The sequence below is a fragment of the Citrobacter sp. wls716 genome (assembly GCF_005280975.1).
Classification (GTDB): Bacteria; Pseudomonadota; Gammaproteobacteria; order Enterobacterales; family Enterobacteriaceae; genus Citrobacter; species Citrobacter youngae.
Window position 1 is genome coordinate 94,867 of the sequence record NZ_SZWX01000036.1, and the last position, 22,948, is coordinate 117,814.

Annotated in this window: 17 protein-coding genes and 1 riboswitch; of the genes, 9 read left to right on the forward strand and 8 right to left on the reverse strand. The window is 52.5% G+C overall.

Translation table 11 applies throughout. The features are described from left to right. Nucleotides 1-115 precede the first annotated feature (115 nt). Nucleotides 116-2,296, forward strand: a complete 2,181-nt coding sequence (katG, locus tag FDX24_RS13160) for a catalase/peroxidase HPI (RefSeq protein ID WP_115644135.1) — start codon at nt 116-118, stop codon at nt 2,294-2,296. Nucleotides 2,297-2,381: 85 nt separating this feature from the next. Here katG and FDX24_RS13165 read toward each other — a convergent pair whose 3' ends face one another. From FDX24_RS13165 to argE, 6 genes are all read right to left on the reverse strand, one after another. Then, nucleotides 2,382-3,485 carry a glycerol dehydrogenase gene (locus tag FDX24_RS13165; protein ID WP_048213981.1) on the reverse strand — a complete coding sequence of 368 codons (1,104 nt, stop codon included), beginning with the start codon at nt 3,483-3,485 and terminating at the stop codon, nt 2,382-2,384. Nucleotides 3,486-3,497: 12 nt separating this feature from the next. Then, the gene (gene fsa, locus FDX24_RS13170) at nt 3,498-4,160 is read right to left on the reverse strand and encodes a fructose-6-phosphate aldolase (protein ID WP_048213980.1); all 663 of its coding nucleotides are present in this window, start codon (nt 4,158-4,160) and stop codon (nt 3,498-3,500) included. 247 nt (nt 4,161-4,407) lie between these two features. Further along, entirely contained in the window at nt 4,408-5,256 is an 849-nt protein-coding gene (locus tag FDX24_RS13175; RefSeq protein ID WP_048213979.1) for an AraC family transcriptional regulator, read from the reverse strand. 85 nt (nt 5,257-5,341) lie between these two features. Beyond that, nucleotides 5,342-7,075, reverse strand: a complete 1,734-nt coding sequence (locus tag FDX24_RS13180) for a phosphoethanolamine transferase CptA (RefSeq protein WP_048213978.1) — start codon at nt 7,073-7,075, stop codon at nt 5,342-5,344. A gap of 209 nt (nt 7,076-7,284) precedes the next feature. Continuing rightward, entirely contained in the window at nt 7,285-9,936 is a 2,652-nt protein-coding gene (gene ppc / locus FDX24_RS13185; protein WP_048213977.1) for a phosphoenolpyruvate carboxylase, read from the reverse strand. A 242-nt stretch (nt 9,937-10,178) separates the two neighbouring features. Further along, nucleotides 10,179-11,330, reverse strand: coding sequence for an acetylornithine deacetylase (gene argE, locus FDX24_RS13190; protein ID WP_121585296.1), 1,152 nt, complete (start codon nt 11,328-11,330; stop codon nt 10,179-10,181). 155 nt (nt 11,331-11,485) lie between these two features. Between argE and argC the strand changes: the two genes are divergently transcribed. The 4 genes from argC (at nt 11,486) to oxyR (ending at nt 15,958) form a co-directional block, all read left to right on the forward strand. Next, a complete protein-coding gene (argC, locus tag FDX24_RS13195; protein WP_048213975.1) occupies nt 11,486-12,490 on the forward strand; it encodes an N-acetyl-gamma-glutamyl-phosphate reductase in 1,005 nt (334 codons plus the stop codon). Nucleotides 12,491-12,497: 7 nt separating this feature from the next. Next, a complete protein-coding gene (gene argB / locus FDX24_RS13200; protein ID WP_086523529.1) occupies nt 12,498-13,274 on the forward strand; it encodes an acetylglutamate kinase in 777 nt (258 codons plus the stop codon). A gap of 108 nt (nt 13,275-13,382) precedes the next feature. Beyond that, the gene (gene argH / locus FDX24_RS13205) at nt 13,383-14,756 is read left to right on the forward strand and encodes an argininosuccinate lyase (RefSeq protein ID WP_137364423.1); all 1,374 of its coding nucleotides are present in this window, start codon (nt 13,383-13,385) and stop codon (nt 14,754-14,756) included. A 284-nt stretch (nt 14,757-15,040) separates the two neighbouring features. Then, a complete protein-coding gene (gene oxyR, locus FDX24_RS13210; protein WP_003028858.1) occupies nt 15,041-15,958 on the forward strand; it encodes a DNA-binding transcriptional regulator OxyR in 918 nt (305 codons plus the stop codon). On the opposite strand, the gene sthA is transcribed toward oxyR, so the two are convergent. Next, nucleotides 15,941-17,341: a Si-specific NAD(P)(+) transhydrogenase gene (sthA, locus tag FDX24_RS13215; RefSeq protein ID WP_040233022.1), complete on the reverse strand. Its 1,401-nt coding sequence runs from the start codon at nt 17,339-17,341 to the stop codon at nt 15,941-15,943. The two genes, oxyR and sthA, sit on opposite strands and share 18 nt — an antisense overlap. Before the next feature lie 191 nt (nt 17,342-17,532). Here sthA and fabR point away from each other — a divergent pair, with 191 nt between their 5' ends. Both fabR and FDX24_RS13225 read left to right on the forward strand, forming a co-directional pair. Continuing rightward, on the forward strand, nt 17,533-18,168 hold the full coding sequence (gene fabR / locus FDX24_RS13220; protein ID WP_003028862.1) for an HTH-type transcriptional repressor FabR: 636 nt from the start codon (nt 17,533-17,535) through the stop codon (nt 18,166-18,168). Nucleotides 18,169-18,183: 15 nt separating this feature from the next. Beyond that, nucleotides 18,184-18,543: a YijD family membrane protein gene (locus FDX24_RS13225; RefSeq protein ID WP_003028863.1), complete on the forward strand. Its 360-nt coding sequence runs from the start codon at nt 18,184-18,186 to the stop codon at nt 18,541-18,543. Nucleotides 18,544-18,625: 82 nt separating this feature from the next. Here FDX24_RS13225 and trmA read toward each other — a convergent pair whose 3' ends face one another. Next, the gene (trmA, locus tag FDX24_RS13230; RefSeq protein WP_137364424.1) at nt 18,626-19,726 is read right to left on the reverse strand and encodes a tRNA (uridine(54)-C5)-methyltransferase TrmA; all 1,101 of its coding nucleotides are present in this window, start codon (nt 19,724-19,726) and stop codon (nt 18,626-18,628) included. 115 nt (nt 19,727-19,841) lie between these two features. After that, nucleotides 19,842-20,039, forward strand: a riboswitch (cobalamin riboswitch). 63 nt (nt 20,040-20,102) lie between these two features. Between trmA and btuB the strand changes: the two genes are divergently transcribed. Next, nucleotides 20,103-21,941: a TonB-dependent vitamin B12 receptor BtuB gene (gene btuB / locus FDX24_RS13235; protein ID WP_115644123.1), complete on the forward strand. Its 1,839-nt coding sequence runs from the start codon at nt 20,103-20,105 to the stop codon at nt 21,939-21,941. Beyond that, the gene (murI, locus tag FDX24_RS13240) at nt 21,886-22,737 is read left to right on the forward strand and encodes a glutamate racemase (protein ID WP_048213970.1); all 852 of its coding nucleotides are present in this window, start codon (nt 21,886-21,888) and stop codon (nt 22,735-22,737) included. The genes btuB and murI overlap by 56 nt, the downstream gene beginning before the upstream one ends. Nucleotides 22,738-22,948: the final 211 nt, after the last annotated feature.

Consider the following 22,948-nt stretch of genomic DNA (forward strand, 5'->3'; position numbering starts at 1 on the left):
TCTCTGTAACGTAAAATATAAAAGGAATTAGCTATCGAATCTGTGGGTTATTTCGACTATATCTTATCTCTGGTGGTGTATATCGTAGTCAGAACACTGTAAAGGGAGCATATAGATGAGCATGTCCGACGATAGCCATAACGCATCAACTGCCGGTAAGTGTCCTTTTCATCAGGGCGGTCACGACCAGAGCGCGGGAGCAGGAACGAACAACCGCGACTGGTGGCCTAATCAACTCCGTGTAGATTTGCTGAACCAACATTCCAACCGTTCGAACCCGCTGGGCGAGGACTTCAACTACCGCAAAGAATTTAGCAAACTCGACTATTCTGCCCTGAAAGGGGATCTCAGAGCCCTTCTGTCCGAATCTCAACCGTGGTGGCCTGCTGACTGGGGTACCTATGCCGGTTTATTCATCCGTATGGCATGGCACGGTGCAGGGACCTATCGCTCCATCGATGGACGCGGTGGCGCGGGTCGCGGACAGCAGCGTTTTGCACCACTGAATTCCTGGCCGGACAACGTTAGCCTTGATAAGGCGCGTCGTCTGCTGTGGCCAATCAAGCAGAAATATGGTCAGAAAATTTCCTGGGCCGACCTGTTTATCCTCGCGGGTAACGTGGCGCTGGAAAACTCAGGTTTCCGTACCTTCGGTTTTGGCGCAGGGCGTGAAGACGTCTGGGAACCGGATCTGGACGTAAACTGGGGTGATGAGAAAGCCTGGCTGACTCACCGCCATCCTGAAGAGTTGGCAAAAGCGCCGCTGGGCGCAACCGAAATGGGCCTTATCTATGTGAACCCGGAAGGGCCGGACCATAGCGGCGAACCGCTTTCTGCGGCAGCGGCTATTCGCGCGACCTTCGGTAACATGGGAATGAACGACGAAGAAACTGTCGCGCTGATTGGTGGTGGTCATACGTTGGGCAAAACCCACGGTGCAGCACCAGCATCCCATGTTGGTCCTGATCCGGAATCCGCACCAATTGAAGCGCAGGGCCTGGGCTGGGCCAGCAGCTACGGCAGCGGCTCGGGTGCAGATGCCATCACTTCTGGTCTGGAAGTTGTCTGGACGCAGACTCCGACCCAGTGGAGCAACTATTTCTTCGAGAACCTGTTCAAATATGAGTGGGTGCAAACTCGCAGTCCGGCAGGCGCTATTCAGTTTGAAGCGGTTGACGCGCCAGAAATTATTCCTGATCCGTTTGATCCGTCGAAAAAACGCAAGCCAACAATGCTGGTCACCGACCTGACCTTGCGCTTTGATCCTGAGTTCGAGAAGATCTCTCGTCGTTTCCTTAACGATCCGCAGGCGTTCAACGAAGCCTTTGCCCGTGCGTGGTTTAAACTGACGCACCGTGATATGGGGCCGAAAGCGCGTTACATCGGACCGGAAGTACCGCAAGAAGATCTGATTTGGCAGGATCCACTGCCGCATGCGTTCTTCAACCCAAGCGAAGAAGACATTCTTAACCTGAAGGCGACCATTGCAGCTTCCGGACTTTCTGTCAGTGAGCTGGTATCGGTGGCGTGGGCTTCCGCATCGACTTTCCGTGGTGGTGACAAGCGTGGTGGCGCTAACGGTGCGCGTCTGGCGCTGGATCCACAGCGCGGCTGGGATGTGAATGCCACCGCAGCACGCGTTCTACCTGTGCTGGAAGGTATTTATAAATCTGCTCATACCGCCTCGTTGGCCGATATTATCGTGCTGGCCGGTGTGGTCGGTGTCGAGAAAGCGGCAAGCGCGGCGGGTGTTAACATCACTGTACCTTTTGTTCCGGGCCGCGTAGATGCGCGTCAGGACCAAACCGATATCGAGATGTTTGAGCTGCTGGAGCCTATTGCAGATGGTTTCCGTAACTATCGTGCCCGTCCTGACGTGTCGACCACCGAGTCGCTGCTGATCGATAAAGCGCAGCAGCTGACCCTGACAGCACCGGAAATGACCGTGCTGGTGGGCGGGATGCGCGTACTGGGTGCCAACTTTGATGGTAGCCAGCATGGCGTCTTTACCGATCGTCCTGGCGTACTCAGCACTGACTTCTTCGTCAATCTGCTGGATATGCGTCATGAGTGGAAGGCGGTTGATGAGTCAAAAGAGCTGTTTGAAGGTCGTGATCGTCTGAGCGGCGAAGTAAAATACACCGCAACCCGCGCCGATCTGGTATTTGGTTCTAACTCTGTACTGCGCGCAGTGGCTGAAGTTTATGCCTGCAGCGATGCCCACGAGAAGTTCGTGAGAGATTTCGTGGCCGCATGGGTGAAAGTGATGAACCTGGATCGTTTCGATCTGCTGTAACAGACGATGCCGGATGCCGCTTGTGCGGGTCCGGCATCGTAGGAATAAAAAAATCCCCGCATTTGCGGGGATTTTTATTGGCAGGTTATTCCCACTCTTGCAGATACCGCTGGCCATACTGATCGGCCACCAGCAGCGCAGCGTAAACCTGATCCGGCGTGGCGCCGCCCGGCATGTTGTGGATAGTTTCGCCTTCGGCACAAGCCGCTTCTGCCACAATACGCATTTTCGCCGGGATATCCTGTTTGATGTCCAGTTGCGCCAGGGTAATCGGCAAGCCAACGGAATGGCACAGCGCTGCCACGGTTTCGATTTCGTCTACCGGCGCGTTTTCCAGCACCAGTTGCGTCAATGTACCGAAAGCCACCTTCTCACCGTGGTAGTAGTGATGCGCATCCGGGATTGCCGTCAGACCGTTATGAATGGCGTGTGCCGCAGCCAGGCCGCCGCTTTCAAAACCGACGCCGCTCAGATAGGTGTTAGCTTCAATTACGCGCTCCAGTGCAGGCGTGACCACGTGCTGCTCGGCGGCCAGCATCGCTTTTTCACCTTCTTCTATCAGCGTATTAAAGCACAGCTCTGCCAGCGCCAGCGCCGCCTGAGTACACTGACCGCCCGCCATGGTGGTTGCGCCGCTGCGCGAGCAGGCGCGTGCTTCAAACCAGGTTGCCAGCGCATCGCCGATACCTGCTGCCAGCAGACGCGCCGGTGCGCCCGCGACAATTTTGGTATCAACAATGACCCTGTCCGGGTTGTTCGGCAGCAGCAGATAGCGGTCAAATTCACCGGCATCAGTGTAAATGACGGACAGTGCGCTACACGGTGCATCGGTGGAGGCGATGGTTGGCGCAATGGCGACCGGTACACCCATAAAGTGCGCCAGTGCTTTGGCGGTATCCAGCGTTTTACCGCCGCCGATACCGAGCACGGCCCCGCATTGCGCTTTTTCCGCTACGCCACGCAGGCGGTCGATTTCGTTTTGCGAACATTCGCCGCCAAATGGTGCAATTTCCAGCGCCAATCCGGCGTCATGGAAGCTTTTTTCCAGCGCAGGTTGGGCAAAGCCTAAGACAAACTTGTCCCCAACGACCAGCCAGCGCTCTGCCAGTGGTTTGAGGTAGCTGCCAAGACGGGTAATAACATCAGCACCCTGGATGTACTTACCAGGTGATTGAATAATGCGATCCATACTTTATTTCCCTCACAGGTTGATGTGACCAAATGCGTTGTTCCAGTCCTGCTCAAACTTCTCTATCGCTGACTCTACCGCAGGGGTATTGAGCATTTGTTGCGCTACGTCTAATGGCAGGGTGATTGCTTCACATCCTGCCAGCAAGCAATCCAGCGCCTGACGCGGAGTTTTAAAGCTGGCCGCCAGTACCATGCTGTTCGGTGTATGCAGTTCCAGCAATGTTTGCAGTTCTTGTACTGTGCGAATTCCGTCGCCGCCCTGAGCGTCAATACGGTTAACGTAAGGTGCGATATATTTTGCCCCAGCCAGTGCGGCCAGCAGACCCTGAGAAGCACTGTATACCGCGGTGCCCAGTGTGGTGATACCCTCTTTTTTCAGCATTTTGATCGCGGCCAGACCTTCAGCCGTGACGGGAATCTTCACCACCAGACCGGGCACGGCGTTGCTCAGGCGTTTAGCTTCTTCCACCATGCCCTGCGCATCCCGGCTCATGGTCTGGGCAAACAGAATACCCTCTTTGCCAATGGCGTTCTGCAGGCGTGGCAGTACATCCCAGATAGATTCTTTGCTTGCTGCCACAATGCTTGGGTTGGTGGTGACGCCCGCGATAGGGAAGATGCGTGCCAGACGTTCGACTTCTGCGACGTTGGCGGTATCAAGATAAAGTTCCATACAAAAACACCCTCTACGTTTTCCGTTAGCTGCCCGTTGCCGGGTTGCTTTGCTATGCACAGGATAAGAGTGTTTCGTCACGCGGCGCTATCTGACAAATCTGCCAAAAGCTGGATAAATGTAATATGTCTAAAAAAGTGAGAGATACTTCACATGTAAGTGATATGTGCTGGTATATGTTTTTTGATAATACAAAAATCCAGTAAATGTTACCTTTGTCTCCGTTTTCTGTCCCAGTATGCGACTATTACTGGTCAGTTTTTTTCTCCGTCAACTGGCTGTGATATTGCCGACGATACTCTGACGGCGAACGTTCAGTATTCTTGCGAAACAGGCGGCAGAAGTAGTTGCTGTCAATAAACCCACAGGTGTGCGCCACGTCTTTGATCTTCAGCTCGTAACCCTTGAGCAACGTTTTTGCGTGTTCCAGTCGCGTGTGGTTCAGGTATTCGTTAAACCCGATAGCGCCCGTTTTTTGAAACAGGTGGGAGAGGTAGTTGGGTGAAATGTAAAACGCCTGTGCGACGGATTCACGGGTGAGCGGCGAAGCGTAGCGTTCGTCAATATAGCTGCGAATGGCGTCGAAAAGCGCCTGACTACGTGATGCGGTTTGGATCTGGCTGCCGAGCAGATCGCGACAGTGGCTCAGCAAGCTCGCAACGATTAGCCTGGCCGTTTGCTGCTCCTGTGGCTGCATTTTCATCTCATGGAGCGTTTGCAGCAGAAAAGAGCCAATACGCGGCCCACGCCGAGCGACGTGCTGGTGGGTAAGGTTTTGATATTGCTTGCCGTCCCATTGGACGATGCTGAAACCCAGTTGCTGTTTGCCGAACAGAATGCTGAGTGTCGTGACCGGTGTGACCCACTGCGGAATATTCCAGCCGCCAGCCGGAACAAACAAGACATCGCCGGGGGTAAGCACCTTATCGATACCAGAATCCGCAAATTCACCTTCCAGCACAATTTCCAGTCGCGGAAAATCGACCTTATACGCCAGTTCTGGCGTTGCGGCGTTGCTGCTGGCGAAGTAAACCTGGTGCAGCGGTAAGGGACCGTTAATCAGGCGGGAAAGTAGGTGGCTGATGTTGTGATACATGTGAATCCCTGACAGATCGTGGACAGGGAAACAGTAACCGTCATCATAAAAAAAGGCCACTCTTAAAGAGTGGCCTGAGAGGGCATTACTGATTCCCGATTTGATCGCCGTAAGGCAGGGAGTCGTAATCAATCAGGGCGTTTTTCTTGTACGGATTACCAATCCAGCGGGTCGTCTCTTTGAACTCCGGGCTGGTAATAGAACGGGTCGGATCGAAACCGTCGTACGTAAAGCCGGCCAAATCTGACCAGGTATGGATAAGTTCAGAGCTGCTGTACTTGCGATTAACGTCCTGTGAGAAGTCGCGTGGGTGCGCAGCCTGCCATTTTTCAGACGTCCACAGCAGGAACGGTACCGTATACATATGGCGCGTTGGGCTATCTTCGTTACGGCCCTGCGTTTTATGTGGCGGCGTGTCATACACTTCTTCACCATGGTCAGAGAAGTAGAGCAGGAAGCCGTTTGGATCAGTTGCTTTGTAGTCTTTGATCAGGCTGGCAATGATATGGTCGTTATAGACGTTGGCATTGTCATAATCGTTATATGACTCCAGTTCATCATTGCTCAGACCTGCAGGTACGTTCTCGGTATTACCGTCAAACTTGCCCTGGCCTTCCGGATAGCGGAATTTGTATTTAATGTGCGTACCCAGCAAGTGAACGATGATGAACTTTTTCGGAGCCGGGTCGGCCATGACTTCTTTAAACGGCGCCAGTACGTTGCTGTCATATTCACGCGCACTTTGGGTACGCTGCTGGTTCATATAGAACTGCTTGTCTGTCTGCCGGGAAAATACGGTCAGCATGGTGTTACGGGCGGTCATTGTTTGCTGGTTGGTGATCCAGAAGGTTTTATAACCCGCCTGTTTCATCATATTCATCAACGACGGCTGCGTCAGATATAAATCCGGGTTCTTCTCGTTCGCGAAGGTCAGCGCCTGTTGCAGGATTTCAATCGTGTACGGACGTGAGGTCACGACATTATTGAAAACGGTGAAGTTTGGATCGGATTTATGCAGCGCATCCAGTTCCGGCGTGGTTTCACGTGGGTAGCCGTACAGGCTCATGCGGCCACGTTGAGTTGACTCGCCAATCACCAGCACCAGCGTACGCGGAGCATCACCAGAATTGTCTTTAAAGTTAGCCAGTGGTGGCAGTGCGTTGTTCTCATTCAGCAGGCTATTTAATGCGGTCAATTGTTGACGGTATTGATAATAACCAGAGATGAACTGCCATGGCGCGGCAGGCTCCATGCGCGATGCAAGGCCGCCCAGCGTTTTCTCAAAAGGCTTATGCTTGATAAACGTATTGACGGTCATTGGGTGCAGAATTAAACCGTACAACAGCGCAAATGACACCAGATAACGCCATGGCGAAGGAATATGAACCGGGCGTAAACGCGTCCACAGCAGGATTGCGGTTGCTGTGTAGGCCAGTGCGATAAGTACGATCTTGAGACTGAAATATTGGCTCAGATATTCGCGGGCTTCGTTGGCGTTGGTTTCAAACATGACGAACAGAACGCTTTGTGAGAATTCTTGTCCGTAAATAACATAATAACTCAGCGCGGCCAATGAAGCAGCCCAGAGTGCCACACCAATAACGGCAGCGATAATGCGAATACGGTTCGGGAATAAGAATACCGGAATCAACCACAATGAGCTGAACAGTATTGAGTCGCGTAATCCGTTAGTTCCGCTATAGCCAGTAAAATAAATAATGGCCTGGAGTAAGGTAGAGAAGAACCAAAAATAGAGGAGTGCCCAACCCAGGGCTTTCCAGCTAAATTTGGGTTTAGACTGGAGTTGTAAGGATTGCATAGTGTGAGCCTGTCTTTAATCGTAGCGCCAACGTTAGCGGCTAAACATTAAGAGGATCTGAAGCAATGCGAGTCGAAAATCGCGTTCTGCTAACAAATATCCATTGGATGTATAAAATGCAGACAGGAATATATTAAAAATGAGATGGTTATGACAGCAGTATTTTATATCACCCTCGCGCAATAGCACGAGGGTGACAGGCATAAAAATTAGCCGGTGTTACGCATACCGGCAGCAACGCCAGCAATTGTCACCATTAGCGCCTGTTCGACGCGTGGGTCTGGTGCATGACCTTGCTCTTCTGCCTGGCGCGAACGATATAATAATTCGGCCTGTAAGACGTTCAGTGGGTCAGTATAAATATTCCTTAACTGAATAGACTCGGCAATCCATGGTAGATCGGCCATCAAATGTGAGTCATTGGCGATTGCCAACACCACATTGATATCGGCTTCCAGACGCTGACGCAGTTCTTCACCCAATGGCCAAAGCTCTTTTTTGACCAGGCGCTGATCGTAGTACTCCGCCAGCCACAGGTCAGCTTTTGAGAACACCATCTCCAGCATGCCAAGACGCGTGGAGAAGAATGGCCAGTCACGGCACATTGCTTCAAGCTCGCTTTGCTTACCGTCTTCAACCACTTTTTGCAGTGCCGTACCCGCACCCAGCCAGGCCGGAAGCATCAGGCGGTTCTGCGTCCAGGCGAAGATCCACGGAATAGCACGCAGAGACTCTACGCCACCGGTCGGGCGACGTTTTGCCGGACGTGAGCCGAGTGGTAACTTGCCCAGTTCCTGCTCTGGTGTTGCGGAACGGAAGTAAGGTACAAAGTCTTTGTTTTCACGAACATATCCACGATAGAGATCGCAGGAGATATCTGAAAGCTCATCCATGATATGACGCCAGTTATCTTTTGGCTCCGGCGGCGGTAACAGGTTAGCCTCCAGAATTGCGGCAGTGTACAGCGACAGGCTGCTGATGGTGACTTCCGGCAGGCCGTACTTAAAGCGGATCATCTCACCTTGTTCTGTCACGCGCAGGCCGCCTTTCAGGCTGCCTGGCGGTTGAGAGAGCAGTGCCGCATGGGCAGGCGCGCCGCCGCGACCAATGGAGCCGCCGCGACCGTGGAACAGCGTCAGTTCGATACCGGCTTTTTCGCAGGTTTTGATCAGCGCGTCCTGTGCCTGGTATTGCGCCCAGGAGGCCGCCATCACGCCCGCATCTTTTGCGGAGTCAGAGTAGCCAATCATGACCATCTGTTTGCCCTGAATAAAGCCGCGATACCAGTCGATATTCAGTAGCTGGCTCATGACATCATCGGCGTTGTTCAGGTCGTCCAGTGTCTCAAACAGCGGGGCAACAGGCATAGCAAAACCAATGCCGGATTCTTTCAGCAGTAAATGCACGGCCAGTACGTCAGACGGTGTTTTCGCCATTGAGATAACATAGGCAGCAATGGAGCCATAAGGCGCTTCGGCAATCACCCGGCAGGTATCGAGCACTTCACGGGTATCGTTGCTCGGTTCCCAGTGACGCGGCAGCAGCGGACGCTTGGAATTCAGCTCGCGGATCAGGAACGCTTGTTTATCCGCTTCTGACCAGTTTTCGTAGTCGCCAATTCCCAGATAGCGGGTCAGTTCGCCCAGTGCTTCGGTATGACGAGTGCTTTCCTGACGAATATCAATGCGTACCAGCGGTACGCCAAAACATTTCACGCGCCTAAGGGTGTCGAGCAACTCGCCATTGGCTATGATGCCCATACCACAGGCCTGTAGAGACTGGTAACACGCGTATAGCGGCTCCCAAAGCTGTTCGTTTTGGGTTAGCAGGCCAACAGGTTTTGGCAGTTTTTCGCCTTTCAGACGCGCTTCCAGCCAGGCCTGAGTTGCCATCAGACGTGAACGCAGCATTTTCATCAGATAGCGATAAGGTTCTGCCGCACCTTCTTCACCGACCAGCGCCATCAGTTCCGGAGTGGCTTCAACCATCGACAGTTCAGAAATCAAAAACTGGATGTCTTTCAGGAACAAGTCAGTGGCTTTCCAACGGCTAAGCAGCAACACATGGCGGGTGATATCTGCGGTGACATTCGGGTTACCATCACGGTCGCCGCCCATCCAGGAGGTAAAACGTACCGGAACAAAATCGACAGGTAGCTTATAGCCCAGATGTTCTTCCAGCTGTTCATTTAGCTCGCGCAGGTAGTTGGGTACGCCTTCCCACAGGCTGTTTTCAACCACTGCGAAGCCCCATTTGGCTTCATCAACTGGGCTTGGTCGTAGTTTACGGATTTCATCCGTATGCCAGGACTGAGCAATCAACTGACGCAAACGACGCATCAGCTGGTGGCGCTCGTAATCGACGATGTCTTTATTATCAAGCTGTTTGAGGCATGCGTTTACTTCACCCATTTTATGAATCAAGGTGCGGCGGGTGATTTCGGTTGGGTGCGCGGTCAACACCAGCTCCAGAGACAGCGATTCCACGGCTTTCTTGATGGTGGTTTCATCGAGGTTGGGCTGGTCTTTCAATTTACGCAGGGTGCGAGCAATCACTTCCGGGTTGCTGGCAGCTTCGCCTTTTGGCGAAATACTATGGTACTGCTCGGCGGTATTGGCCAGATTCAGGAACTGGCTAAATGCGCGGGCAACGGGCAGCAGCTCGTCGTTAGACAGATTTTGCAGTGTGGTGAGCAGTTCCTGGCGATTAACTTCATTGCCAGCGCGGGATGACTTGGACAACTTACGGATTGTTTCTACGCGGTCGAGAATGTTCTCTCCCAGCGCGTCCTTGATGGTCTCTCCCAGCACTTTGCCGAGCATACTGACATTACTACGCAACGCGGAATATTGTTCGTTCATATTTACCCAGACACCCCATCTTGAAATTATTAGCCCTGTATTTTTCGGGCTTAACTTTTTAGCCGTCTTTTATAAAGCCACGTAAAACTCGTGGCGTCAATTGCTGCGAAATCGGTTCAGCAAACGAAAAAATGGCGGCAATTTACGTTATTTAATTCACATCGAACCAAATAAGCGTTGCTTATGGAAATGTTAAGAAATCGCCCCAATTACCCCTAAAGGGTTATCAGGGCAACAAGCCGCTAATGCCAGCAGAAATGGTGCACAACCTGGGTGATTAATTCGCGGGTTGGCTTAATAAAGCGTGTTTCCAGATATTCATCCGGCTGATGTGCCTGATTAATAGAACCAGGACCCAATACCAGCGTCGGACACAGCGTCTGGATAAAGGGCGCTTCGGTGCAGTAGTTCACTACTTCAGTCTGTGCGCCCAGCAGTTTCTCAACCACCTCGACCAGCTGATGGTCCGGCGGACACTCATAGCCAGGAATCGGCGGATGCAGTTCCGATACGGTCAGGCGACCCGGCCAACGTTCGCTGACCGGGGCCAGCGCATCGTTGAGTAGCCCATTCAGATCGTTAAGCGTCATACCCGGTAGCGGGCGAATATCCATATGCAGTTCGCAGCAGGCGCAGATACGGTTAGCAGCATCGCCGCCATGAATATGGCCCAGATTTAACGTGGGGTACGGCACGGTAAAGGCGTCATGGTGATAGCGTTCTTTCAGGTCATCGCGCAGCTTCATGATATGGCCGATGGCATCATGCATCAGTTCAATCGCATTCACGCCGCGTGCCGGATCGCTTGAGTGACCCGACTGACCCAAAATTCGAATTGCGTTGGAGATATGGCCTTTGTGCGCGCGAACGGGCTGCAGAGATGTCGGTTCGCCAATGATTGCACAGTCCGGGCGGAGCGAGGTCGTTTCAGAAAAGTAACGTGCGCCGGCCATACTGGTTTCTTCATCAGCGGTAGCCAGAATGTAGAGTGGTTTTTTCAGTTTCGTTACATCCACACCGCGCAGTGCATCGAGAATAAAGGCGAAAAAGCCTTTCATATCCGCCGTACCCAGACCGTAAAGCTTATTGTCGTGTTCGGTGAGGGTGAAGGGATCGCGTGTCCAACGGCCATCGTCAAAGGGTACGGTATCGGTATGGCCCGCCAACAACAGGCCGCCAGCGCCCTGTCCAATGCTCGCCAGCATATTGAATTTATTTCGCGTATCGGGAACCGGTTGGACCTCCACATTGAAGCCTAAATCTTTAAACCAGCCCGCCAGCAGAGTGATTAAACCTGCATTGCTTTGATCGAGCGCTTCTTCGGTGGCGCTGATCGATGGCGTGGCAATCAGAGCGCGGTAAATCTCGATAAATGGCGGTAAATTGTTTTTCATTGTTGACACACCTCGGGTCATGATAGTATCAATATTCATGCAGTATTTGTGAATAAAAATACAATAACGTTGAGCGTAATAAAACCCACCAAGTGTAAGGTGAGGTGATAAAGGCTTATACCTGGCAACCGAATCTAAGAAGGTGAACAGCTCCGATGTTGAATACGCTGATTGTGGGCGCGAGTGGCTACGCTGGCGCAGAGCTTGTGACCTATGTAAATCGCCATCCTGATATGACCATAACCGCTTTGACCGTCTCAGCGCAAAGCAATGATGCAGGAAAATTAATCTCCGATTTACATCCGCAGCTAAAAGGCATTGTCGATTTGCCGTTACAGCCAATGTCCGATATCAGCGAGTTTAGCGCAGGGGTGGACGTTGTGTTTCTCGCGACGGCTCATGAGGTCAGTCATGATCTGGCACCGCAGTTTCTGCGTGCCGGGTGTGTGGTGTTTGACCTCTCAGGCGCGTTCCGCGTAAACGACGGCGCATTTTATGAGAAATACTATGGCTTTACCCATCAGCATCCTGAACTGCTGGAACAGGCGGTATACGGTCTGGCTGAGTGGAGCGCAGACAGACTGAAAGACGCGAATTTGATTGCTGTGCCGGGTTGTTACCCGACGGCAGCACAATTGTCGCTGAAACCACTGATTGATGCCGGGCTGTTGGATCTCCGTCAGTGGCCGGTGATTAACGCCACCAGTGGGGTGAGCGGTGCGGGCCGTAAGGCCGCTATTTCGAACAGCTTTTGTGAAGTGAGCCTGCAACCATATGGCGTGTTTACTCACCGCCATCAGCCGGAAATCGCGACTCACCTGGGTACGGAGGTGATCTTCACTCCACATCTGGGCAATTTCCCACGTGGGATCCTGGAAACCATTACCTGCCGTCTGAATGCGGGTGTAACTCAGGCTCAGGTAGCGCAGACGCTGCAACAGGCATATAGCGATAAACCGCTGGTGCGTCTGTATGACAAAGGGGTTCCGGCGCTGAAGAATGTGGTTGGATTACCGTTCTGTGATATCGGATTTGCAGTGCAGGGCGAACATCTGATTGTGGTAGCGACTGAAGATAACTTATTGAAGGGCGCGGCGGCACAGGCCATGCAGTGCGCAAATATCCGTTTCGGCTTTGCTGAGACGCAGTCTCTTATTTAAGGGTGCAATGATGAATCCATTAATTATCAAGCTGGGCGGCGTTTTACTGGATAGCGAAGAGGCGCTGGAGCGTCTGTTTACCGCGCTGGTAAATTATCGCGAGTCGCATCAGCGTCCGCTGGTCATTGTGCACGGTGGTGGCTGCGTGGTCGACGAGCTGATGAAGCAGCTGAATCTGCCGGTGAAAAAGAAAAATGGTCTGCGTGTTACGCCAGCCGATCAAATCGACATCATCACGGGGGCACTGGCGGGAACCGCGAATAAAACCTTGCTGGCCTGGGCGAAGAAACATCAAATTGCCTCTGTGGGTCTGTATCTTGGCGATGGCGACAGTGTAAAAGTGACGCCACTCGATAAAGAGTTGGGTCACGTTGGACTGGCGCAGCCGGGTTCGCCTAAGCTGATTAACACGCTGCTGGAAAGCGGTTTTCTGCCGGTAGTGAGTTCTATTGGCGTTACTGAGGATGGGCTGTTGATGAACGTTAATGCCGATCAGGCGGCGACGGCGCTGGCGGCAACGCTGGGTGCGGATCTGATCCTGCTCTCTGATGTGAGCGGTATTCTGGATGGCAAAGGCCAGCGTATTGCCGAAATGACTGCGACGAAAGCGGAACAGTTGATTGAGCAGGGTATTATTACCGATGGCATGATCGTGAAGGTCAATGCGGCGCTGGATGCTGCGCGTACGCTGGGCCGCCCGGTAGATATCGCTTCCTGGCGTCATGCTGAGCAACTCCCGGCGCTGTTTAACGGCACGCCAATTGGTACGCGTATTCTGGCTTAACTATTAATGTGCCGGATGGCGGCTTCGCCTTATCCGGCCTGGATGGGTTTTGTAGGCCCGGTAAGCGCAGCGCCACCGGGCAAAAATATCATATTAAGGAAATTCGTTATGGCACTTTGGGGTGGGCGTTTTACACAGGCAGCAGATCAGCGGTTCAAACAGTTCAACGACTCGTTGCGTTTTGACTACCGCCTGGCAGAGCAGGATATTGTCGGCTCTGTGGCCTGGTCCAAAGCGCTGGTAACCGTCGGCGTACTGACTGCTGATGAACAACTGCAGCTGGAAGAAGCGTTGAATAATCTGCTGGAAGAGGTTCGCGCGAATCCGCAGCAGATCCTGCAAAGCGATGCTGAAGATATTCACAGCTGGGTGGAAGGCAAGCTGATTGATAAAGTCGGGCAGTTAGGTAAAAAACTGCACACCGGGCGTAGCCGTAATGACCAGGTGGCAACTGATCTTAAACTGTGGTGCAAAGACACGGTCATGGAACTGCTGTCTGCTAATCGTCAGTTGCAAAGCGCGTTGGTCGACACCGCGCAAGATAATCAGGACGCGGTTATGCCGGGTTACACGCACTTGCAACGTGCACAGCCGGTGACGTTTGCTCACTGGTGTCTGGCTTATGTCGAAATGCTGGCACGTGACGAGAGCCGTCTGCAGGACGCGCTTAAGCGTCTGGACGTTAGTCCGTTAGGCTGCGGCGCGCTGGCGGGTACGGCGTATGAAATCGATCGCGAGCAGCTGGCGGGCTGGTTGGGCTTTGCCTCGGCGACCCGCAACAGCCTGGACAGCGTTTCTGATCGTGACCATGTACTGGAGTTGCTCTCTGATGCCTCTATCGGCATGGTGCATCTGTCGCGTTTTGCTGAAGATCTGATTTTCTTTAACACCGGCGAAGCGGGCTTTGTCGAGCTGTCCGATCGTGTGACCTCAGGTTCATCTCTGATGCCGCAGAAGAAAAACCCGGATGCATTAGAGCTGATCCGTGGCAAATGTGGCCGCGTACAAGGTGCGCTGACCGGCATGATGATGACACTGAAAGGTCTGCCGCTGGCGTACAACAAAGATATGCAGGAAGACAAAGAAGGGCTGTTCGACGCGCTCGACACCTGGCTGGACTGTCTGCACATGGCCGCGCTGGTACTGGACGGCATTCAGGTGAAACGTCCGCGTTGTCAGGAAGCGGCGCAGCAGGGTTATGCCAACGCCACTGAATTGGCGGATTATCTGGTTGCCAAAGGTGTTCCGTTCCGAGAAGCACACCATATCGTAGGTGAGACGGTGGTTGAGGCGATTCGTCAGGGCAAACCGCTGGAAGCGCTGTCGCTTGCTGACTTGCAAAAGTTCAGCAGCGTCATTGGCGATGATGTCTATCCGATACTTTCACTGCAATCCTGTCTGGATAAACGCGTGGCGAAAGGCGGCGTATCGCCGCAGCAGGTCGCGCAGGCAATCGACGATGCAAAGGCGCGTCTCGCATAACCTTTGTTGTTGTAGGCCTGATAAGCGTAGCGTCATCAGGCAAAAAGTTATCAGAGCCTGGCATTAAGCCGGGCTTTTTTATGCAAAAAAATGCGGACCAGAGGTCCGCAAAAGTTCACGTTGGCTTTAGTTATTTCGAGTATGAGAACGGACAGGCGCTTCAAGGGTTAAAGGGTACCGTTCCGTTTCTGTGGTGCATTATTAAACAGAAAGCTTGATAGGGATAATCGTTCGTTGCTATGCTACCTATCGCCATGAACTATCGTGGCGATGGAGGATGAATAATGAATATTCGTGATCTTGAATACCTGGTGGCGCTAGCCGAGCATCGTCACTTCCGGCGAGCGGCGGACTCCTGCCACGTCAGCCAGCCAACGCTTAGCGGGCAAATCCGCAAACTGGAAGATGAGCTTGGCGTTATGCTGCTGGAGCGTACGAGTCGTAAAGTGCTGTTCACTCAGGCAGGTTTACTGCTGGTGGATCAGGCGCGTACCGTGCTGCGCGAGGTCAAAGTGCTCAAGGAAATGGCAAGCCAACAAGGCGAGACAATGTCAGGCCCGCTGCACATTGGTTTGATCCCAACGGTGGGGCCATACCTGTTGCCGCATATTATCCCTATGTTGCACCAGACCTTCCCGAAACTGGAAATGTACCTGCATGAAGCGCAGACGCATCAGCTGCTGGCGCAACTGGATAGCGGTAAGCTCGACTGCGTGATCCTGGCGCTGGTGAAAGAGAGTGAGGCGTTCATCGAAGTACCGCTATTTGATGAGCCTATGCTGCTGGCGATCTATGAAGATCACCCATGGGCAAACCGTGACTGTGTACCGATGTCAGATTTAGCAGGTGAAAAACTGCTGATGCTGGAAGATGGCCACTGCCTGCGCGATCAGGCAATGGGCTTCTGCTTTGAAGCGGGTGCTGATGAAGATACCCATTTTCGGGCAACCAGTCTGGAAACGCTGCGTAACATGGTGGCGGCAGGAAGCGGGATTACCTTACTGCCTGCGCTGGCTGTTCCGCCGGAGCGTAAGCGTGATGGTGTCGTTTATCTGCCATGCATTAAACCCGAACCGCGTCGTACGATTGGTCTGGTGTACCGTCCTGGTTCGCCGCTGCGCAGCCGTTATGAACAGCTGGCAGAGGCCATCCGGGGATCAATGGATGGCCATTTCGACAGTGCGTTAAAACAGGCGGTTTAAGCCGTTTAGCGCCGCTACCCGATAGGCTTCTGCCATGGTTGGGTAGTTAAAGGTGGTGTTAACGAAGTACTCGATGGTGTTACCACCACCTTTTTGCTCCATGATCGCCTGACCGATATGAATAATTTCGGCTGCGCGTTCCCCAAAGCAGTGGATCCCCAAAATCTCTTTGGTTTCACGATGGAACAGGATCTTCAGCGTTCCGACACTCATACCGACGATTTGCGCCCGCGCCAGATGTTTAAACTGGGCGCGACCGACTTCGTATGGGACTTTCATTGCCGTTAGCTGCTGTTCGGTTTTACCGACGGAGCTGATTTCCGGAATGGTATAAATCCCGGTCGGGATATCTTCAATCAGATGCGCGGTGGCTTCGCCTTTGACCAGTGCCTGGGCGGCAATGCGTCCCTGGTCGTAGGCCGCCGATGCCAGGCTCGGATAACCGATCACATCGCCAACGGCATAGACGTGCGGCAGCGCGGTCTGATACATGCTATTTACTTTGAGCTGCCCGCGACTGTCGGTTTTCAGACCAATATTTTCCAGTGCCAGCGAATCGGTATTACCGGTGCGACCATTGGCGTACAGCAGACAGTCTGCTTTCAGCTTTTTACCGGATTTCAGGTGCATGATGACGCCGTCATCACAGCCTTCAATCCGCTCATACTCTTCATTGTGGCGAATGACCACGCCGCTGTTCCAGAAGTGGTATGAGAGCGAATCGGACATCTCTTGATCGAGGAATGCCAGCAGGCGATCGCGGGTGTTAATTAAATCAACTTTTACGTCCATTCCACGGAAGATCGACGCATATTCACAGCCAATCACGCCTGCGCCATAAATCAGAACATGGCGAGGTTCGTGATGCAGGCTGAGGATAGAATCACTGTCGTAAACGCGTGGGTGCGAAAAATCGACGTCAGTTGGGTGATAAGGGCGTGAGCCACAGGCAATAACAAACTTATCTGCGGTGAGTGTTTCCACTGTACCGTCGTGGCATTCCAGGGCGATCGTGTGTTCATCAACAAAACGGGCATTGCCCTGCAAAATTTCGCAGTGGTTACGCTCGTAAAATCCTTGCCGCATACGCGTTTGCTGATTAATGACGTTATCAGCGTGGTTGAGAATATCGGCGAAAGAAGAACGAAGAAGTCGGGAATGGTCGCTATAAAGTGGGTTCTGATTGAATTCGATAATACGGCTGACTGCGTGGCGGAGCGCTTTCGACGGGATTGTGCCCCAATGGGTACAGCCTCCGCCGACGTTATGATAGCGCTCAATTACCGCGACGCGCGCTCCTTGCTTAACCAGACCCATTGCAGCGCCTTCGCCGCCGGGACCGGAACCTATTACTATTGCATCGTAATCGTAGGAATGTGACATGGTCAGGCTTACCTGTTCTTATACATAAAAGCAACAGAATAGTAACATCGTTGTCAGGATAACCCAATTATCGTTGTGCTTTTTTGCGAAGTCGAAGCACAAACTGCGCGTAAACAATCATTCACAAAGCCATGCCAACCGCCTAATCTCTGGTATAGTGCCAGCAAGGTATGTGGAAGGATTCAGACATCGTGATGGGCGTTAGAGCGCAACAAAAAGAGAAAACCCGGCGTTCGCTGGTAGAAGCCGCATTTAGTCAACTCAGCGCTGAGCGTAGTTTTGCCAGCCTCAGTTTACGCGAAGTCGCTCGTGAAGCGGGCATTGCGCCAACCTCGTTTTATCGCCATTTCCGCGATGTGGATGAACTCGGTCTGACGATGGTGGACGAGAGTGGTCTGATGCTGCGCCAGTTGATGCGCCAGGCGCGTCAGCGCATCGCTAAAGGCGGGAGTGTGATCCGCACCTCGGTCTCAACATTTATGGAGTTCATTGGCAACAATCCCAACGCCTTCCGTTTATTATTGCGCGAGCGTTCGGGGACTTCCGCAGCGTTTCGTGCAGCGGTCGCACGTGAAATTCAGCACTTCATTGCGGAACTTGCGGACTATCTGGAACTCGAAAACCATATGCCTCGTGCGTTTACTGAAGCGCAAGCCGAAGCCATGGTAACCATTGTTTTCAGCGCCGGGGCAGAAGCACTGGATGTTGGCGCTGAACAGCGTCGGCAGCTGGAAGAGCGGCTGGTATTGCAACTGCGCATGATCGCGAAAGGCGCATTTTATTGGTACCGCCGTGAACAAGAGAAGATGACGCACCACTCCGAGTAACGAGAAGGACAAGCAATGAAACAGTCAGGTCAAGATAAAGGTACGCTGCTGCTGGCGCTGGTTGCTGGCTTATCGATCAATGGCACATTTGCGGCGCTGTTTAGCTCCATTGTGCCATTCTCAGTATTCCCGATTATTTCGCTGGTGCTGACGGTTTATTGTCTGCATCAACGCTATCAGAACCGCACTATGCCTGTGGGGCTGCCGGGCCTGGCTGCCGCCTGTTTTATTCTCGGCGTTCTGTTGTACAGCACCGTGGTACGTGCTGAATATCCGGATATTGGCTCTAACTTCTTCCCGGCGGTACTGTCGGTGATTCTGGTGTTCTGGATCGGCTTTAAAGTGCGTAACCGTAAACAGGAAATTGTGGAGTAACCGTTGTCGCTGTAGGCCGGATAAGGCAAAGCCGCCATCCGGCAATCTGAACCGGTAGTGCTTATCCGGCCTCCGTTCAGTCTTACTTCTTCGTTAACAGTACTCCGCACTCCATATGGTGCGTATACGGGAATTGATCGAACAGCGCCAGACGTGAAACATTGTGCGTCTGGCTTAACGTTTCCAGGTTCTTACACAGCGTCTCCGGGTTGCAGGAGATGTACAGAATCCGCGGATACGCCTGCACCATTTTTTCCGTTTCGCTGTCCAGACCGCTGCGCGGTGGGTCAACGAAAATGGTTTCACACTGGTAACTCTTCAGATCGATTCCCTGCAAACGGTTGAACTCGCGAACCCCGTTCATCGCCTGAGTAAACTCTTCGGCCGCCATACGAATAATTTGCACGTTATCAATATGGTTAGCCGCGATATTGTACTGTGCAGCAGCCACGGAAGGTTTGGCGATTTCGGTGGCCAGTACGCGGTTGAAGTTTTGCGCCAGAGCTAACGAGAAGTTGCCATTACCGCAGTACAGCTCAAGCAGGTCGCCTTTTGATCCTCTGGTGACATCAATTGCCCATTCCAGCATCTGGATATTCATGGCGGCATTCGGCTGGGTAAAACTGTTCTCAACTTGGCGGTAGATAATCTCTTTACCTGCAACCAGAAAGCGCTCGTCAATGTAGTCCTGGTCCAGCTCAATTTTGGTTTTGGTGGCCCGACCAATCAAATGCACGTTCAGGTTTTGCGCCCGCAGCGCATCCCGCAGCGCTTCGGCTTCCTTACGCCATTCATCATCCAGCTTTTTATGGTACAGCATCGATACCACCGCCTGATCGCTCAGGGTGGTGAGGTAATCAATCTGAAACAGTTTGTGGCGCAGGACGTGGTTGTTGCGTACACCTGCAATCATTGCCGTCATCAGCGTATTGATAAGCTCGCTGGCCGCCGGAAAGCTGTCGACGCGAATACGGTTTTTCGTTTGGCTGTCGAACATGATGTGGTACAGGTCGTCCCCGTCATGCCACAGACGGAACTCAGCACGCATACGGTAATGGCTAACCGGTGAGCGGAACACTTCCGGAGCCTGTGCATAAAATGGCGTCATTAAGCTCTGCAGACGCACCACTTTCTCAGCTAACTGGGCGTCGTACTGTTCTGTCGGAAGGTGTTCGGGGGTCATGATGCGTCCTGAAAAATAAAAGTACGCGGGGATTGTAGGGATTGCTCATCAGATGTCCAGTTATTGATGATTTCCGATATTGTGATATCCGGTCTGGACACCAGGTTGTAACAAACTGTAGCATCCGTTTTCCGGTCCTGTGAGTTAAAAGGGAATCCAGTGTAAATCTGGAGCTGACGCGCAGCGGTAAGGAAAGGTGAAATGAGAGCGTAAAGCAGACACTGCCTGTGGGTGGGAAGTCCTCATTTCTTTTTATTCGGTATCCTGAATAACCTTCCAAGCCCGAAGACCTGCCGGCTAACGTCGCATCTGGTTTTCACTATCGCGTACTATCGGTGGACCTGCGGCATCCTTCTTATATTGTGGATGCTTTACAATGATTAAAAAATCGTTGCTGTTGACGGCGCTTTCCGTCGCGGCATCTTCTGGTTGGGCGCAGGATGCTAGCCCAGATACTCTCGTCGTTACTGCCAACCGTTTTCAGCAGCCCCTAAGTGCAGTACTTGCACCCATCACCGTCGTTACACGTCAGGACATCGATCGCTGGCAATCTACCTCGGTAAACGATGTACTGCGTCGTTTGCCTGGTGTTGATATCGCACAAAGCGGCGGTATGGGGCAAAACTCGTCTATTTTTATTCGCGGTACTAACTCCAGCCATGTTCTGGTGTTGATAGATGGTGTGCGTCTTAATTTAGCGGGAGTTAGCGGCTCGGCCGATCTTAGCCAGTTCCCGGTATCGCTGGTGCAACGTATTGAGTATATCCGCGGGCCGCGTTCCGCTATATATGGTTCGGATGCGATTGGCGGCGTGGTGAATATCATTACTACGCGCGAAAAACCAGGGACGGAACTGACTGCCGGCGTGGGAAGCAATGGGTATCAAAATTACGATATCGCAACCCAACAACAGCTTGGCGAAAATACGCGTGTCACGTTGATGGGCGATTATGCCTACACCAAAGGCTTCGATGTCGTGGCCTACGGTAGCACTGGCGCACAGGCTCAACCGGATAAAGACGGTTTCTTAAGCAAGACGCTGTATGGCGCACTGGAGCACAACTTCTCCGAGACATGGAGCGGGTTTGTTCGTGGTTATGGTTATGATAACCGCACAGATTATGACTCGTATTATTCTCCTGGCTCGGCGCTACTTGATACCCGACAGCTGTATAGCCAGAGCTGGGACGCTGGGTTACGTTTTAATGGCGAGCTGATTCAGTCACAACTGGTTTCGAGCTACAGCCACAGTAAAGACTACAACTATGATCCGAACTATGGCCGCTATGATTCCTCGGCCACGTTAGATGAGATGAAGCAGTATAATGTTCAGTGGTCAAACAGCATAGTTGTTGGCCACGGTAACATTGGTGCAGGCGTGGACTGGCAAAAGCAAACTACGGAACCAGGCACTGGGTATGTTACGGACGGTTACGACCAACGTAATACTGGCCTCTATTTGACGGGATTGCAGCAGCTTGGTGACTTCACCTTCGAAGGTGCGGCACGTAGTGATGATAACTCTGAGTTTGGTCGTCATGGTACATGGCAAACCAGTGCCGGATGGGAGTTTATCGAAGGCTATCGTTTCATTGCCTCCTATGGCACATCTTACAAAGCGCCAAATTTGGGTCAGTTGCATGGCTATTACGGCAATGCAAACCTTGATCCCGAAGAGAGTAAGCAGTGGGAAGGGGCGTTTGAAGGGATAACATCAGGTGTTAACTGGCGCGTGTCAGGGTATCGCAACGATATCGATGACATGATCGACTACAACACCCACACTCAGAAGTACTACAACGAAGGCAAAGCGCGTATTAAAGGTATCGAAGCGACTGCAAACTTCGACACCGGGCCGTTGGCGCATACGCTTAGCTACGACTACGTAGATTCGCGTAATGCGATTACCAACGAGCCACTGGCTCGTCGTTCTAAACAGCAGGTGAAATACCAGCTCGACTGGCAGGTCTATGATTTTGACTGGGGCCTGACATATCAATATCTGGGGACGCGATACGATACGGACTACGTTACTTATCAACCGGTAAAAATGGGCGGTGTGAGTTTGTGGGATTTGGCAGTGTCATATCCGATCACCTCACAGCTGACAGTTCGTGGTAAAATCGCCAACCTGTTCGATAAAGATTACGAGACAGTTTATGGCTACCCAACTGCAGGACGGGAATACACCTTGTCTGGCAGCTACACCTTCTGATTCACGTCCCACCGTGCTGGTGTTTGATTCCGGCGTCGGTGGGTTGTCGGTCTACAATGAGATCCGGAATCTCCTGCCGGATCTCCACTATATATATGCTTTCGATAACGTCGCCTTTCCTTATGGTGAGAAAAGCGAAGAGTTTATCGTTGAGCGTGTTGTTGAGATTGTGACTGCAGTTCAGCAACGATATCCCCTCGCACTTGCGGTTATCGCATGCAATACCGCCAGCACGGTGTCACTCCCGGCATTACGTGAAAAGTTCGCTTTTCCGGTTGTCGGTGTGGTGCCTGCGATTAAACCCGCGGCGCGGCTCACGGCGAATGGTATTGTAGGGCTACTGGCGACGCGCGCGACGGTGAAACGCTCGTACACACACGAATTGATTGCGCGCTTTGCTAACGAGTGTCAGATAGCGATGTTGGGATCCGCTGAGTTGGTGGAGCTGGCAGAAGCGAAGCTGCACGGCGAAACAGTTTCTCTGGAAGAGCTGCGCCGTATTCTGAGACCGTGGCTGCGGATGTCGGAACCTCCTGATACGGTGGTCCTTGGATGCACCCATTTCCCTCTATTACAGGAAGAGCTTTTACAGGTCCTGCCCGAGGGGACGAGACTGGTGGATTCTGGTGCTGCGATTGCGCGTCGAACGGCTTGGTTATTAGAACACGAAGCGCCAGATGCAAAATCGGCCGATGAGAATGTGGCATTTTGCATGGCAATGACAACAGAGGCTGAACAATTATTGCCAGTGTTGCAGCGCTATGGCTTCAAAACGCTCGAAAAACTGGCAATTTAGTCTGTTTTGGTGAAAAAATACGCACTCGGAGAATTATTTTAAATTTCCCCTTGTCAGCCTGAAATAACTCCCTATAATGCGCCTCCACTGACACGGAACAACGGATTACACGCCGCCGGGTCAGCGGAGAAAAGCAAAAATAAATGCTTGACTCTGAATGAGGAAAACGTAATATACGGGACCTCGCGACAGAGCGCTAAAGCGCGTCGCA

Bases quoted from the DNA above. Each gene is read 5' to 3' on its own strand.
- katG (WP_115644135.1), top strand. From the start codon at position 116: ATGAGCATGTCCGACGATAGCCATAACGCATCAACTGCCGGTAAGTGT.
- FDX24_RS13165 (WP_048213981.1), bottom strand. From the start codon at position 3,485: ATGGATCGCATTATTCAATCACCTGGTAAGTACATCCAGGGTGCTGAT.
- fsa (WP_048213980.1), bottom strand. From the start codon at position 4,160: ATGGAACTTTATCTTGATACCGCCAACGTCGCAGAAGTCGAACGTCTG.
- FDX24_RS13175 (WP_048213979.1), bottom strand. From the start codon at position 5,256: ATGTATCACAACATCAGCCACCTACTTTCCCGCCTGATTAACGGTCCC.
- FDX24_RS13180 (WP_048213978.1), bottom strand. From the start codon at position 7,075: ATGCAATCCTTACAACTCCAGTCTAAACCCAAATTTAGCTGGAAAGCC.
- ppc (WP_048213977.1), bottom strand. From the start codon at position 9,936: ATGAACGAACAATATTCCGCGTTGCGTAGTAATGTCAGTATGCTCGGC.
- argE (WP_121585296.1), bottom strand. From the start codon at position 11,330: ATGAAAAACAATTTACCGCCATTTATCGAGATTTACCGCGCTCTGATT.
- argC (WP_048213975.1), top strand. From the start codon at position 11,486: ATGTTGAATACGCTGATTGTGGGCGCGAGTGGCTACGCTGGCGCAGAG.
- argB (WP_086523529.1), top strand. From the start codon at position 12,498: ATGATGAATCCATTAATTATCAAGCTGGGCGGCGTTTTACTGGATAGC.
- argH (WP_137364423.1), top strand. From the start codon at position 13,383: ATGGCACTTTGGGGTGGGCGTTTTACACAGGCAGCAGATCAGCGGTTC.
- oxyR (WP_003028858.1), top strand. From the start codon at position 15,041: ATGAATATTCGTGATCTTGAATACCTGGTGGCGCTAGCCGAGCATCGT.
- sthA (WP_040233022.1), bottom strand. From the start codon at position 17,341: ATGTCACATTCCTACGATTACGATGCAATAGTAATAGGTTCCGGTCCC.
- FDX24_RS13225 (WP_003028863.1), top strand. From the start codon at position 18,184: ATGAAACAGTCAGGTCAAGATAAAGGTACGCTGCTGCTGGCGCTGGTT.
- trmA (WP_137364424.1), bottom strand. From the start codon at position 19,726: ATGACCCCCGAACACCTTCCGACAGAACAGTACGACGCCCAGTTAGCT.
- btuB (WP_115644123.1), top strand. From the start codon at position 20,103: ATGATTAAAAAATCGTTGCTGTTGACGGCGCTTTCCGTCGCGGCATCT.
- murI (WP_048213970.1), top strand. From the start codon at position 21,886: ATGGCTACCCAACTGCAGGACGGGAATACACCTTGTCTGGCAGCTACA.